We start from the raw sequence: 13658 nt of genomic DNA, 5'->3' as shown, positions 1-13658 counted from the left end.
TTAGTCAGTAATTATTATAAAATATTAAAATAAATCTAGGAGGGAAACATGGAAAAATTGTTTCAATTAAAAGAGCACGGAACGACAGTAAAACAGGAGATAATAGCGGGGGTTACAACATTTTTAACAATGGCATATATTATATTTGTTAATCCCTCAATATTATCAATGACGGGAATGGATAAAGGTGCATTAATAACAGTAACATGTTTAGCATCAGCGATAGGAACGGCTATAACAGCATTTTGGGTAAATGCACCATTAGCTATGGCACCAGGAATGGGATTAAATGCATTTTTTACTTTTACACTTGTTTTAGGAAATGGAGCGACATGGGAACAGGCTTTAGGAGTAGTATTTATATCTGGAGTTATCTTCTTAGCGCTAACATTTTCAGGATTGAGAGAGAAAATAATTGATGCTATACCAGCTGAGATTAGGTTAGCTGTGGGAGCGGGAATAGGTTTATTTATAGCTTTTATAGGAATGCAGGGAATGGGATTAATTGTAAGCAATCCAGCAACAGTGGTGGCTTTAGGGAAATTTAATTTAAATGTTGTTTTAGGATTAGTAGGTTTTGCAATTATGGGATTCTTAGAGATGAAAAAAGTTAAGGGTGGAATTTTAATAGGAATTGTAGCTACAACAGTTTTAGGAATTATATTTGGTGCAGTTCAATTACCATCACAAATAATATCAATGCCTCCAAGTCCAGCACCAATTGCTTTAAAACTTGATGTTTTAGGAGCAATTAAGCCAATATTTTTAGGATCGATTTTTTCATTTATGTTTGTCGATTTATTTGATTCTTTAGGAACTATAATGGCTTGTGCTCATGAAGCTGAAATGATAGATGAAAAAGGTAAGATAAAAAATGTTAGTAAAATATTAGAGGCTGATGCAATAGCGACAGTAATAGGTTCTTTATTAGGAACATCAACAACTACAACATTTGTAGAGTCAGCTTCAGGAATTGCAGTTGGTGGAAGAACAGGATTAACAGCGCTAACAACAGCGGTATTATTTGCGATTTCACTATTCTTTTCTCCAATTATAGGGGTTGTACCAGCATTTGCAACGGCTCCAGCTTTAATACTTGTAGGAGTTTATATGTTTAAAAATTTATTGGATATAGATTTTCATAATATAGAAGTTGCAATACCTTGTTTCTTAATAATAATAATGATGCCATTAACTTATAGCATATCAATTGGAATTTCTTTTGGATTTATTTCTTACATATTAGTATGTTTATTTGGTGGGAAAATTACACATGTAAAGCCTATAATGTGGGCGATAGGATTTTTCTCAGTTGTAGAGTTAATGTTTAAATAAAAAAAAGGAGCTTAGCTCCTTTTTTTTATGCATTCTTTTTTAAAGTTAGTTTTTCAGTTTTAAAGGTAAAAGATATTCCAAAAGCTATTAAAGCTGGTATAATCCAAGGGAATCCGTGGTTAGCAAGAGGAATAAAGCTTAAATCTACTTTTAACATTTCAGCTATACTGATTATTAAAGTTACTACAACAACAGATTTAAAGGTAAAGTGATTTTTAATACCAAAAATATTTAGTAAAATAAGAACGATAGTAACTGGATAAAGTATTACTAAAACAGGTACAGATAAACTAATTATATAGTCTAATCCTGCAACAGAAAGTATTGTTGAGAAAATACAAATTCCAAGAGCTATTTTTTTATAAGATATTTTAAATAGTTTTGAAAACCATTCACTAGCTAAAGCAACTAATCCTACAGAAGTTGTTAAACAAGCTGCAGCAACACAAATTCCAAAAGCTATTTTCCCAATATTTCCAAGAGTCAGTTCTGCTAAAGTTAATGTTGTTTGAGCAGTTGTAAGACCTTTTATACTACTAATTTGTGCTCCTAAATAGATTAAGCTTAAATAGATAAATCCAAGACCAATAGCAGCAATAAATCCAGCATTACTTAAAAAAGATTTTTGTTCATTTGTATCAGTTACTCCCTTTCCTTCAAGTCCTCTAATAATTATAACTCCAAATAGAACAGAAGCTAAAGCATCCATTGTCTGGTAACCACTAACAAATCCATAAGAGAAAGGGTTTCCATTTATTATAGAGTCAACAGGCGTTCCTAAATCGCTAGTTATTCCTAAAATAGTTATTAATGAAAGAATTAATAAGATAATAGGTGTTAAAAATTTACCTAGAATATCAGTTATACTTGATTCATTTAAAACTAAGAATAAAGTTACCCCAAAGAAAATAACAGATGTTAACACAGCTATAATAGTAGGGTTTGAATTAGGAAATAAAGGTAAAACTCCCATTTCAAAAGTAGTTGATCCTGTTCTTGGTATAGCAAATAGAGGACCTATAACTAATATTAATATAGTAGAGTAGATTGTATTAAATTTATTTGAAACTTTATTTGCAAACTCATCTAGACTTCCAACTTTTGTGAATGCAAGAATTCCAAGTAGTGGTAAACCAATTCCAGTTAGAAAAAATCCTAGACCAGCCTCAAACCAATCCTTTCCTACAGCTACTCCAACAGAAGGTGGGAATAGTAAATTTCCTGCTCCAAAAAACATAGAGAATAGAGCGAAACCTAAAATTAAAATTTCTTTCTTTTTATTCATTGTAACCTCCAAAAAATTAGTATTATTGTAATAAAAAAATGTGTGTGTTTAAATAATTAGAAAAATTGTATCAAAAAATCAGAAAAAAATCAAGAATAAAATAATGAAAAAAAGGTATGAATGTACTAAAAAAATGGTATATAGAACAATAAAGTTTAGAAAAAAATACAAGAACCCTTTAAAAACAATGGGTTTGTTTTCCAAAAATACGAACAAAAAAATAAAAAAATTGTTATCTATTAAGTAGGAAAAATAAATGTTAGGATTATTTTAGAAAATATTAAGGGTAAATTAAGGAGGAGTCATTATGGAAATATTGAAGTCTATAATAAATGGAACTAATGCAATTTTATGGGAAAAAAATGTACTTGTGGTAATGCTTATTGGGATGGCTTTATATGCCAGCTATAAAACCAAATTTATGCAAATTAGATTATTTGGAGAAATAGTAAAAACTTTAAAAGGTGAAAAAACAACTGGAGAAAAAATAAGTTCTTTAGAGGCTTTTTATTTAGGAACAGCTTGTAGAGTAGGAGCAGGAAATATAGCTGGAGTTGTAGCAGCTATATCTATAGGAGGACCTGGGGCATTGTTTTGGATGTGGATAGTAGCATTACTAGGGGCCTCAACAGCATTTGTTGAATCAGTTCTATCTGTAGTTCATAGGGAAAAAGACTCTAATGGAAATTATAGAGGTGGGACACCGTGGGTTATAAAAAATAGATTAAAAAAGAGATGGTTAGGAATAGTTTATGCAGTAGCTTCGGTAATATGTTATATTGGAGTTATTCAAGTTATGGCAAACTCTGTAACTGAGTCAGTAGTTGGAGCTTATAAATTAAATCCAACAATAATTTCAGTAATATTGGCATTATTAGTTGCAATAACAATTTTTGGTAAAGGAAGAAAAGATAAAATTGTAATAGCATTAAATAAAATTGTTCCTGTAATGGCTTTTATGTATTTAGCAGTTGTATTATATGTTCTTTTAACTAATATAACAGAAATACCAATGGTCTTTGGAAAAATATTCTCGGCAGCATTTGGAATAAATCAATTTGCAGGAGGAGCTTTAGGTGGAGCAATCATGCAAGGAGTAAGAAGAGGGTTGTTTTCTAATGAGGCAGGGAGTGGTAACGGGAATTACGCAGCAGCCTTAGCAGATGTAGATGAACCTGTAAAACAAGGAATGGTTCAATCATTAAGTGTTTTTGTGGATACATTAGTTATTTGCAGCGCAACAGCCTTTGTTGTGTTATTAGCAAGTGATTCTAGGTTAAGTGAGCTAAATGGAATGGTGCTATTCCAAGAAGCTTTAAAAAGTCATATTGGCTGGATAGGAATACCCTTTACAGTAATAATATTATTTTTCTTTTCTTTTAGCACGATACTGGGAGTTACTTTTTATGGAAGAAACGCATTACAATTTATTAGTGAGAATCCTAAAGTAAATACAGGTTATCAATTGATAGTTGTATGGATGGTTTATGTTGGTGGAGTTGAACAAAATTATTTTGTTTGGTCTTTAGCTGACTTTGGATTAGGATTAATGACTGTAATTAATATTGTAGCGATAGCTCCCCTAATAAACGAAAGTATTGTATATTTGGAAAAATACGAGCAAAAATTAAAGGGATGTGCTAAAATAAACCCATAAATTATGTAAAGTTATGGGGGAACTGAAGTATGAAAAAAGTAAGAGTTACAGTTTCAGAAGATATTTGGAGACTTTTAAAAAAAGATTCAGAAGAGTTTGGAATAAATAATAATAAATTATGTAATTTTATTTTAGATAAATTTAAATACACTAAAAAGTTTGATATTGATAAGTTTATAGAACCTCAAGGAAGACCTTTAAAAAAAGTTATACAATTTGATTTAAATGTAGCTAATAAAGGTATATATTATGATATTTTAAAGGCAAATGATGTAGAGGTAGAAGCTGAGTTTTTTAGAGATCTTTTTGAAATATATTCATCACAATTTAAGTATCAACGAGAAATATTTATATTTCAAGATACTTACAAAGTAGTTTTAGAAGCTATAAAAAATAAATCAAAAATGAGAATATTATATATGGAAGATAATTTAATAATATCTCCATATTTTATAAAAAGAGAGGATCAAGGAGATGAAAATTTTATATTTGCTTATGATGATGAGAATAGAATTTATAGAAGTATAAAATTAAAAGATGTGATTATTTTAGGTGTGCTAAATGAAAAAATTCAAATTAGAGATAAAAAATATATTGAAAATATGAGGAAAAATTTCGATCCATTTTTAGGAGAGAGATTATTAATAAAAGCTATTTTTACTCCAATAGGAGAGAGTATGCTAAAAAGTTTTACTAACTATAAACCTAAACTTATAAAAAAAGATGAAAATATTTATCAATTTGAAATGACTTTAGAGAATGCTAAGTTTTATTTTGCTTCTTTTTTAAAAGAGGTTACGATAATAGAGCCACAAAAATTAAGAGATGAATTAAGAAGTTCTTTTTTACAAGCATATAAAATTTATGATGATAAAAAAATTTAAAAAACTTGAAAAAATAAAAAAAAAGTGTTATTATTTACAAAAATTAAAATTAATTATCAAAATAAAGGCAATCTTTTCTAAACAGGTTGCCTTTTTAATAATATTTATTTTATATGGGGAGGAAAAGAATGAATAAAAGAAAAGAGATTTTAGTTTTAGGGTTAGCATTATTTTCGATGTTTTTTGGAGCGGGGAACTTGTTATTTCCACCATCTCTTGGGGTAGCAGTTGGACAAAGTTGGTTTATAGCAGGAATAGGATTTTTTATAACTGGAGTTGGATTACCACTACTTGGAATTCTTGCTTTTACAAAAGGTGGAAGTCTAGATGAGTTTGCAAGTAAAGTTTCTAAAAAATTTAATACAGCATACTTAACAACATTAATTTTAGTAATTGGACCATTATTTGCAATTCCAAGAACAGGATCAACTACTTTTGAAATGGGAGTATTACCACTAATAGGAGGAGCGGACCCTAAAATTTCTGCAATAGCTTGTTCTGTTATATTTTTCGGAATAACACTATTTTTAGTTTTAAATGAATCTAAAGTAACAGATGTTTTAGGAAAGTTTCTGACACCTATTATATTAGTGATTTTAGCTTTAATAACAGTATTTGGAATTTTAAATCCGATTGGAGAACCAGTAGCAAGCATAGTTGAAGGAAGTCAATTTTCATATGGATTTATAAATGGTTATCAAACAATGGATGCATTAGCTTCAGTTTTATTTGGTGTAATAATAGTAAAAGGATTAGAAGGAAAAGGTGTTACAGATTCTAAAGAGCAAAAATTTTTTTTAACTGGAGCAGGATTTATAGCAGCATTAGGATTAGGATTAATATATTTTAGTTTAATTTATCTAGGAGCACAAATTAGCAGTATGCAAAATTTATCTACAGCTCAAACAGCATTAATGGTAGCTGAATTAACATTAGGAAGTTCAGGAAAGATTGCATTTGGTATTTGTGTAGCTGCAGCATGTTTAACAACTTCTGTAGGATTAACAGCATTAGTGAGTGATTGGTTTTCAAAGCTAACAAATGTATCATATAAAAAAGTAGCTATTATAACATGTATATTTTCAGCAATATTAGCAGTAGCAGGTTTAGACTATATCATAAGCTTAGCTGTACCAGTTTTAGTAATCCTTTACCCAGTTACTATTGTATTAATTGTTTTAAATATTTTTGGAGTTGAAAATAGAAATTGTTTTGCCTTTGCAACGATAATTACTTTAATTATAAGCATTTTAGAAGTTTTAAAAGTAAACTTATCATTTATACCTCTATCAAATTTAGGTTTTGCATGGATTATTCCAGCAATAATTGCCTTTTTAATTGGAAAAGTTATAAAAAATTAACTAGAAAGTTTGTTTGTATATACTTAATATATTAAAATAGAACTCAATCATATTTTGATTGAGTTTTTTTAATATTATCTTGAAAAAAAAGGATAAAGGGTGTATAATTCCAAACTGTATGAAAAAAAATCAGGAGGGAAAAAGTGAAGGTTTATTTAACAAACAAAGAAACAACAGAGCAAGTTCTTCTTTTAGGAGAGAATAAGGGGCATTACTCATTTACTAAAACTACTTTACTAGGATTTATGGGAGGAGTGTACATAGCTCTTTCAGCTTTGGGAAATTTAATAGCTAACTTTACTGTAGGTGGAGGCGCTGGAAAATTTATAGGAGCTGCTGTTTTCCCAACAGGATTAATGCTTGTTGTATTAGTAGGAGGATCATTATTTACAGGAGATTGTCTAGGATTATTGGCTTTTACTAAGGGAAAGGTAGAAAAGACAACATACACAAGAAATTTATGTGCAGTATGGATAGGGAATTTTTTAGGATCAATATTTATAGCGTATGTGTCTTACTTAGCAGGAAATTATTCATCACCAGAATTTTCTAAATATGTAGTTGGAGTTGCAGAACATAAAGTTCATCTTACATTTACAGAAGCAGTAGCAAGTGGATTTTTATGTAACGTATTAGTTGCTATTGGTGTTTGGTTTGCTTTAGCAGCAAAAGATTTAGCAGGAAAAATATTAGCTATTTGGTTCCCGATAATGTTATTTATCTTAGGAGGATTCCAACACGTGGTTGCTAACATGTACTATGTAAGTATAGGAAAAATACTTATGTCTACAGTATATTCTCCAAGTGAAATGGCAATTCATTTCTTAGCTGTTACAATTGGAAACTTTTTATCAGGAGCATTATTTTTACCATTAATATATAAAAAGTTATACATGAATGATTAATTAAAAAGGAGTAGAAATTAAATTTCTACTCCTTAATTTTTTAATTTTCTCTATGAACAGTTCTTCCATCAGCTTGATGGTTTGGTGTCATTGCAATTTCTGTCAACTGTATATTTTCAGGAAGGCCAGTAGCATAAATAACAACATTTGCTACATCATCAGGAGTTAAAGCATCGATGCCTTTATACGTATTATTAGCTTTTTCAAGATCTCCTTTAAATCTTACCTTACTAAATTCTGTTTCAACTAAACCAGGCTTAATATTAGTAACTCTAATATTTGAATCAACTAAATCAATTCTTAATCCATCAGAAAAAGTTTTAACAGCGGCTTTAGAAGCGCAATAAATAGCTCCACCTGCATAAGCAGCATCCCCAGCGATAGAACCGATATTAACAACATATCCAGAGTTATTTTTTAACATTAAAGGAACTATAGCACTTGTAACATAAAGCATCCCTTTAATATTAGTATCAATAACAGTGTCGATATCTGTAGGAGAGGCCAGATAAACTTTGTCTAGACCTAAAGCTAATCCAGCATTATTGATTAAAATGTCAATTTTTTTAAAAGACTCAGGTAAAGATTTTACCTTATCTTCAACATCTTTGCTATTACGCACATCAATAACTAAAGTATGAACTCTTATACCATATTTTCTAATTAATTCTTCTTTTAAAGAATCAAGTAAATCGGAACTTCTAGCAGTTAAAATTAGGTTTGCACCTTTTTCTGCATACGCTAAAGCACAACTTCTTCCAATACCTTTTGTTGCTCCAGTAATAAAAATAGTCTTACCGTATAAATTGTTCATAGAAAAACCCCCTTAGCTTAATATATAAGCATTTTTTATTTTTTCAACACTATCATAAATATTTGTGTTTGAATCTATTTTAATTGAAAAATCAGAAGATATTTTGTACAATGTTTGTCTTTTATCATACAAGTCTTGTATTGTTTGTAACATGTCTTCTGAGTTTGTAAGAAGTGGTCTAGTTTTACTTCTTTTTACTCGTTCGTAAATAGTATTAACATCACAATCTAAATAAACTACAAAAGAAGTGGATTTTAGATTTTTAATATTAACATTATCAATAATTGCTCCACCACCAGTGGAAATAACTATATTGTTATCTTTAGATTCTTCTTCAATAATAGATCTTTCTAAATCTCTAAAATATTTTTCTCCATGTTCTTCAAATATTTCAGGGATAGTTCTTTTTTCTTTCATAGATATGCAACGATCAATATCTATGAATTTCATATCTAGGCTTCTAGCTAGAATTCTACCTATAGTAGTTTTTCCACTTCCCATAAAACCTATAAGAGCGATATTAGCTTTCATAAAAATTAAAAATGTTCCCCATTATCATAATAATTTGAACCTTCAAGGGGATAGAAGATAACAGTAGTATCGTTGTTGTTTGTTAATTTTTTACAAAATTTTGTGATGAAGTCTGCAACAATATTTTTAGTTTCTTGTCCTCTGTCAAACCAAGCAACATCAACAAAAGTATAACCAGGAACGATAGCTCCATCGAAAATATACTCAGTTTCAGTATGCTCAATAGTAAACCAAGTTCTATCACATTGTACAATTGAAGTAAGTCCATCAATTAATTCTTTACTATTTTCAATTAAACTTTTTTTATCAATACCTCTAAATTTTAAATGTGGCATTTTATTCCTCCTTTTCTGGCAAAAGAATAACTTCTACACAGTTTTTTATATTAAGTGCTCTATTAGAAAAATTTATAATAGAGTTATAGTTTACTGTCTTATTATACCTCATAGGAGTATAAAATTCATAGTCAGATATTAAATTTTTTTTCTCTAGGTAATTATTCCAAAAACTATTGGTATTTAATGCAGTCTCAAAATTTAGTTTATAGTTTTTTTGAATATCTAAAATTTTATTTTCTGGAAAAGTTCCTTTTTGAATATTTTCAATAGTATTTTTGACTTTAGATACAACTTCATCAACTCTTTTAGTATCTGTACTAAACATAATTTGAAGATAATTTTCACCAAAATTTAATTTCTCAAGGTTAGAATATGAAGAAATAGAATAAACACCACCAATTTTTTCTCTAACATCTTCGATTAGGAGTATATTTAATAAATTAGAAAAAGCTCCATATAAAACTCTATTTTCTAATGAAAAATTACTTTGATAAGGAAAAGTTAAAATAACTGTAGCTTTTTTATCAATTCCTTTGATAATAGTTTTTTTAACAGACTCAGTAGGGTAAACTACATTTAAGTCTTTGTATTCTAATTGATTAGTATTTATAGGAAGATTAGCAAAGTAATAATCTAAATTTTTAATTAAAATTTGTTCATCAATAGAACCTGTAACAACTAGTTTATAATTTTTAAAATTACTAAATAAATGTTCAAATGTATTTAAAAGAGATTCTTTGTTAACATAAGAAATATCATCTATTTCTAAAGGAACTTTTCTTGGATGATTGTTATTTAAAGTTTCTAGATATGTTTTTTTAAATAAAGCTTTAGGAGAAAAGTCTCTATTTTTTATTAACTCTCTATTTGTTTTTAAATTTGATTCAATAATATTTTCATCAAATTTTGGATTAGAGATAAGTGTTCTAAAAAACTTTAATGCTTCAGAAAGATTCTCTTTATTTGTAGATATTGTAAACCCTTGTGTATAATCATCAATAAATGGTTCAACACTAAAATTTTTTCCTTTGAAATATAACTCTAAAGAGCTATAGTTAATATCTCCTACTCCAGAATTAGAAAGAATTTCTGGAAGGAAAAGTGAATTAATGTATTCAGGATATTCTAAACTAGAGCTACCTTGCAATTTAGTTAATTTAAAAGTTATCTTATCTTTGTCAAAGTTAGTTTCTTTATAAAGAACTTCTATTCCATTTGAAAGAAGTAGTTTTGTATAATCTTTTTCTTTTGTAATAATTTTAGAAGTACCAGGTATTAAATTTAACTCTGGTAATTCAGTTTTAAAAGATTTTTCTTCAATAGAGGTTGTATTTTTTGTTAAAAGTAAATCAATTAAAGATTTAATTTCATTTGTTTTAGGTAGCTTATCTTTCATATTTTCTCTAGAAGTTATTAAAACGTCGTAATTTAAAGAAGTAAGATTACTAGCAATATTTTTTAAGTCATCAATAGTTATACTTTTTAAAATATTTTCAGTTAATTCATATTCCGCATCAGGTTCCATAAAAACATTATTATTTAAAATATAATCAACGATAGAATCCATGTAGATATCATTTTTAATACTTTCTTTATTGCTAACAATAGTCTTTAGATTGTTTAAAAGATTTATTTTTTCATTTTCTAATTCTTGAGATGAAACTCCATTTAATGAAATACTTTTTAAATTATCAATTATATCCGTTATAGATTTATTTATATTTTCATCCTTTATAAGTGCTGAAATTGCATAAATTCCAGTGTTTTTATTAAGAGGAAAATTATAAATAGAGGAATATACAAAAGGTGAATCTTTATCTTTAGATAAAATAGAAAATCTAGTATTTAAAATAGAATTAAGTAAGATTTTTTCTAAGTTATTTTTGAATGAAGCTGTAGTATCAATAGTAGATATAGGTTCTTTCCACATTAAATTAAAATTAGTTGTAGTAAGTTCAGGATCAGTAAAAATAGTAACTGAATCCTCAAGGGGTAAAGATATTTCATAATTTGTATTAACAATATTTGTTTTATTTTTTAATGATGCAAAATTATTAGTAATAAGGTGTTTGATATCTTCAGGATTAAAATCTCCAACAGCAACAACAGCCATATTTTCTGGTTGATACCATTTTTCATAATAGTCTCTAAGTTTTTTAGAAGTTGCGCCCTTTATAGTTTCAGGAAAACCTATAGGAAATCTTTTAGAATACCAAGAATCACCATATAAGATTTTCTTTTGTAAATCTCCAACTCTTTGAGAAATTCCTTGTCTTAGTCGCCACTCTTCAATAATTATATTTTTTTCATTTTCAATATCTTTTGGATCGAGAGTTACCTCTGATGCCCACTCTTTAAGAACATTAAAACCAGTTTCTAAATCTGACTTAGAAGTGGGAACTTGAAGTTTATAAACCGTTTCTGAAAAACTGGTATATGCATTTAAATCTCCACCGAAACTTAAACCTAAAGACTGGAGATATGTAACAAGCTCATTTTTTTTATACTCTGTAGTACCATTGAAAGCCATATGTTCTAAAAAATGTGCCAATCCTTGTTGATCTTCCTCTTCGTAAAGAGAACCAGCTTTTACAACAAGATTTAAAGAAGCTCTATTTTCAGGTTTTTTATTTTTAAGTATATAGTACTGTAAACCGTTGTCAAGTGTTCCAGAAATTAGATTTTTAGATACTTGTAGATTTGGTTGGTTACTAGCAAAAATAAAAAGTTGTAAAATTAAAAATATTATAGTAAACGGAAATATTCTTTTTTTCATTGGTAAAACCTCCTCGTATAAGTTAAAGATATTTAGATAGTAACATTTTATAAGTTTTATTAAAAGGATTATTTAGTAGATTTTTTTAGATAAAATTGTTAAAATATGACGAATAAATAATAAATGGAGGATAACGTGAGAGTAAAGGACAAAAAGAAATTCTTTAGATTTTTAATACTAGTAACAATTTTTATTTTTACAATTTCTTGTGGGGTTAAAAGATTTGTTTTTAATGATGAACCTAAAAAAGTAGAAATGGTAAGTGATGAAATAAAAGTGGATGTCTTATCTTTAAATAAAGTAAATACAGACACAGAATTAAAAAAAAAAGATTCAATTATAAAAGAGGATAAAAAAGAGATAGAGTTAAAAAATATAACTGAACAAAAAATACCTGAAATAAAAGAGGAAGTATCAGTAAATGAACAAAAAGAAGAAAAGAATATTGAAAAAAATGCAGTAAATAACTCAAAATATATTAAAAATCAAACGCTGTTTGTTTATAGAGATGAAATGCAAAAAGAAAAAACAGACACTTTGAGAAAAGGGACAAGAGTTGATATTATAGATGAAAAAGAAATAACTGTAAATGATAAGAAAAAGTCATTATTAAAGATTCAATATAAAAAAGATTTGAAAAATAAAAGTGGTTGGATAAGTAAAGTAGATTTAGCAAATAGTTTAAATGAAGTTTTGCCAAAAGAATGGAAAAATCTAGATTTTACATCAAATTATCCAACTAATAATTTTAGTAATAATCCAAGAGTAGATGTAAAAGGAGTGTACTTAAATATTTATACAATTGGAAGTTCTAAAAAAATGGAAAGACTCATAAATCTTGCGAATACAACAGAAATAAATGCTTTTGTAATAGATGTAAAAGATGATAATGGAGTACTATCTTTTGAAATGGAAGCTCCTAAAAAATTTGGAATACCAGTTTCGAAAAATTATCCAATAAAAAATATAGAAGAGTTTATGAAAAAAATGAAAGAAAATAATATATATACGATAGCAAGAATTGTTTCATTTAAGGATCCAACGTATGCAAAAGCAAATCCAGATAAAGTTATTATTTCAAGAGATACAGGAAAACCTTATACAAATAGTGATGGAATAATTTGGGTATCAGCACACGATAGAAATCTTTGGGATTATAATTTATCAGTTGCAGAAGAAGCAGCAAAAGCAGGGTTTAATGAGATACAATTTGATTATGTAAGATTTCCAGCTTCAAATGGTGGGAAGTTAGATGCAAAACTAAATTATAGAAATACCAAAAATGAATCAAAACCAGAAACTATTCAAAAATACTTAAAATATGCAAAAGAAAGATTAAATGTTTTAGGTGTTTATACAAGTGCGGATGTTTATGGGCAAGTAGGAACATTTAGTGATGATATGGGATTAGGACAGCATTGGGAAGCTGTAACTCAAGTTGTAGACTATATTTCACCAATGATGTATCCAAGTCATTATGGAAATGGAGCTTATGGAATAGCAGTTCCAGATGCACAGCCATATAAAACAATATACCACTCATTAAAAGATTCTATAAATAGAAATGAAAATGTTAATTCACCAGCAGTGATAAGACCGTGGATTCAAGCTTTTACTGCAAAATGGGTAAAAGGATATATTCCTTATAATGAAAAGGAAATAAGAGAGCAAATTAAAGCAATGAATGATTTGGGAGTAACAGAGTATTTACTTTGGAGTCCAAGTAATAACTATAAGATTACAGGGAAATAAAAATAAATGTTTAAAAAAAG

11 protein-coding genes are annotated in these 13658 nt (G+C 28.1%); 6 read left to right on the top strand and 5 right to left on the bottom strand.

The features are described 5' to 3' along the window. Positions 1 to 48 precede the first annotated feature (48 nt). On the top strand, positions 49 to 1335 hold the full coding sequence (locus tag H5J23_RS08650) for an NCS2 family permease (RefSeq protein WP_023051826.1): 1287 nt from the start codon (positions 49 to 51) through the stop codon (positions 1333 to 1335). Positions 1336 to 1360: 25 nt separating this feature from the next. Here the strand turns inward: H5J23_RS08650 and brnQ (H5J23_RS08645) are convergent, their stop codons facing one another. Next, positions 1361 to 2620: a branched-chain amino acid transport system II carrier protein gene (gene brnQ / locus H5J23_RS08645; RefSeq protein ID WP_185891772.1), complete on the bottom strand. Its 1260-nt coding sequence runs from the start codon at positions 2618 to 2620 to the stop codon at positions 1361 to 1363. Positions 2621 to 2927: 307 nt separating this feature from the next. Between brnQ (H5J23_RS08645) and H5J23_RS08640 the strand changes: the two genes are divergently transcribed. From H5J23_RS08640 to H5J23_RS08625, 4 genes are all read left to right on the top strand, one after another. Continuing rightward, positions 2928 to 4277 carry a sodium:alanine symporter family protein gene (locus H5J23_RS08640; RefSeq protein WP_185891770.1) on the top strand — a complete coding sequence of 450 codons (1350 nt, stop codon included), beginning with the start codon at positions 2928 to 2930 and terminating at the stop codon, positions 4275 to 4277. A gap of 29 nt (positions 4278 to 4306) precedes the next feature. After that, positions 4307 to 5161 (top strand): WYL domain-containing protein, encoded by an 855-nt coding sequence (locus H5J23_RS08635; protein ID WP_023051829.1) that lies wholly within the window; start codon positions 4307 to 4309, stop codon positions 5159 to 5161. A 128-nt stretch (positions 5162 to 5289) separates the two neighbouring features. Continuing rightward, complete coding sequence (gene brnQ, locus H5J23_RS08630; RefSeq protein WP_185891769.1) at positions 5290 to 6522, top strand: branched-chain amino acid transport system II carrier protein; 1233 nt, start codon at positions 5290 to 5292, stop codon at positions 6520 to 6522. Between the two features lie 143 nt (positions 6523 to 6665). After that, complete coding sequence (locus tag H5J23_RS08625) at positions 6666 to 7427, top strand: formate/nitrite transporter family protein (RefSeq protein ID WP_023051832.1); 762 nt, start codon at positions 6666 to 6668, stop codon at positions 7425 to 7427. A gap of 40 nt (positions 7428 to 7467) precedes the next feature. Here H5J23_RS08625 and H5J23_RS08620 read toward each other — a convergent pair whose 3' ends face one another. Genes H5J23_RS08620 through H5J23_RS08605 form a run of 4 tightly spaced genes read right to left on the bottom strand, consistent with a single transcriptional unit; the run spans position 7468 to position 11886 of the window. Beyond that, on the bottom strand, positions 7468 to 8241 hold the full coding sequence (locus H5J23_RS08620) for an SDR family NAD(P)-dependent oxidoreductase (protein WP_023051833.1): 774 nt from the start codon (positions 8239 to 8241) through the stop codon (positions 7468 to 7470). 12 nt (positions 8242 to 8253) lie between these two features. Next, positions 8254 to 8772, bottom strand: coding sequence for a shikimate kinase (locus H5J23_RS08615; protein ID WP_023051834.1), 519 nt, complete (start codon positions 8770 to 8772; stop codon positions 8254 to 8256). A gap of 5 nt (positions 8773 to 8777) precedes the next feature. Beyond that, positions 8778 to 9107 carry a DUF1904 domain-containing protein gene (locus tag H5J23_RS08610; RefSeq protein WP_023051835.1) on the bottom strand — a complete coding sequence of 110 codons (330 nt, stop codon included), beginning with the start codon at positions 9105 to 9107 and terminating at the stop codon, positions 8778 to 8780. Position 9108: 1 nt separating this feature from the next. Continuing rightward, positions 9109 to 11886, bottom strand: coding sequence for a pitrilysin family protein (locus H5J23_RS08605; RefSeq protein WP_185891767.1), 2778 nt, complete (start codon positions 11884 to 11886; stop codon positions 9109 to 9111). A gap of 135 nt (positions 11887 to 12021) precedes the next feature. Between H5J23_RS08605 and H5J23_RS08600 the strand changes: the two genes are divergently transcribed. Next, positions 12022 to 13638 carry a putative glycoside hydrolase gene (locus tag H5J23_RS08600; RefSeq protein WP_370523828.1) on the top strand — a complete coding sequence of 539 codons (1617 nt, stop codon included), beginning with the start codon at positions 12022 to 12024 and terminating at the stop codon, positions 13636 to 13638. Positions 13639 to 13658 lie beyond the last annotated feature (20 nt).

Source organism: Cetobacterium sp. 2G large (assembly GCF_014250655.1).
Taxonomy (GTDB): Bacteria; Fusobacteriota; Fusobacteriia; order Fusobacteriales; family Fusobacteriaceae; genus Cetobacterium_A; species Cetobacterium_A somerae.
The sequence above is the reverse complement of the archived record's forward strand: the minus strand, read 5'-3'. Positions and strand labels throughout refer to the sequence as shown.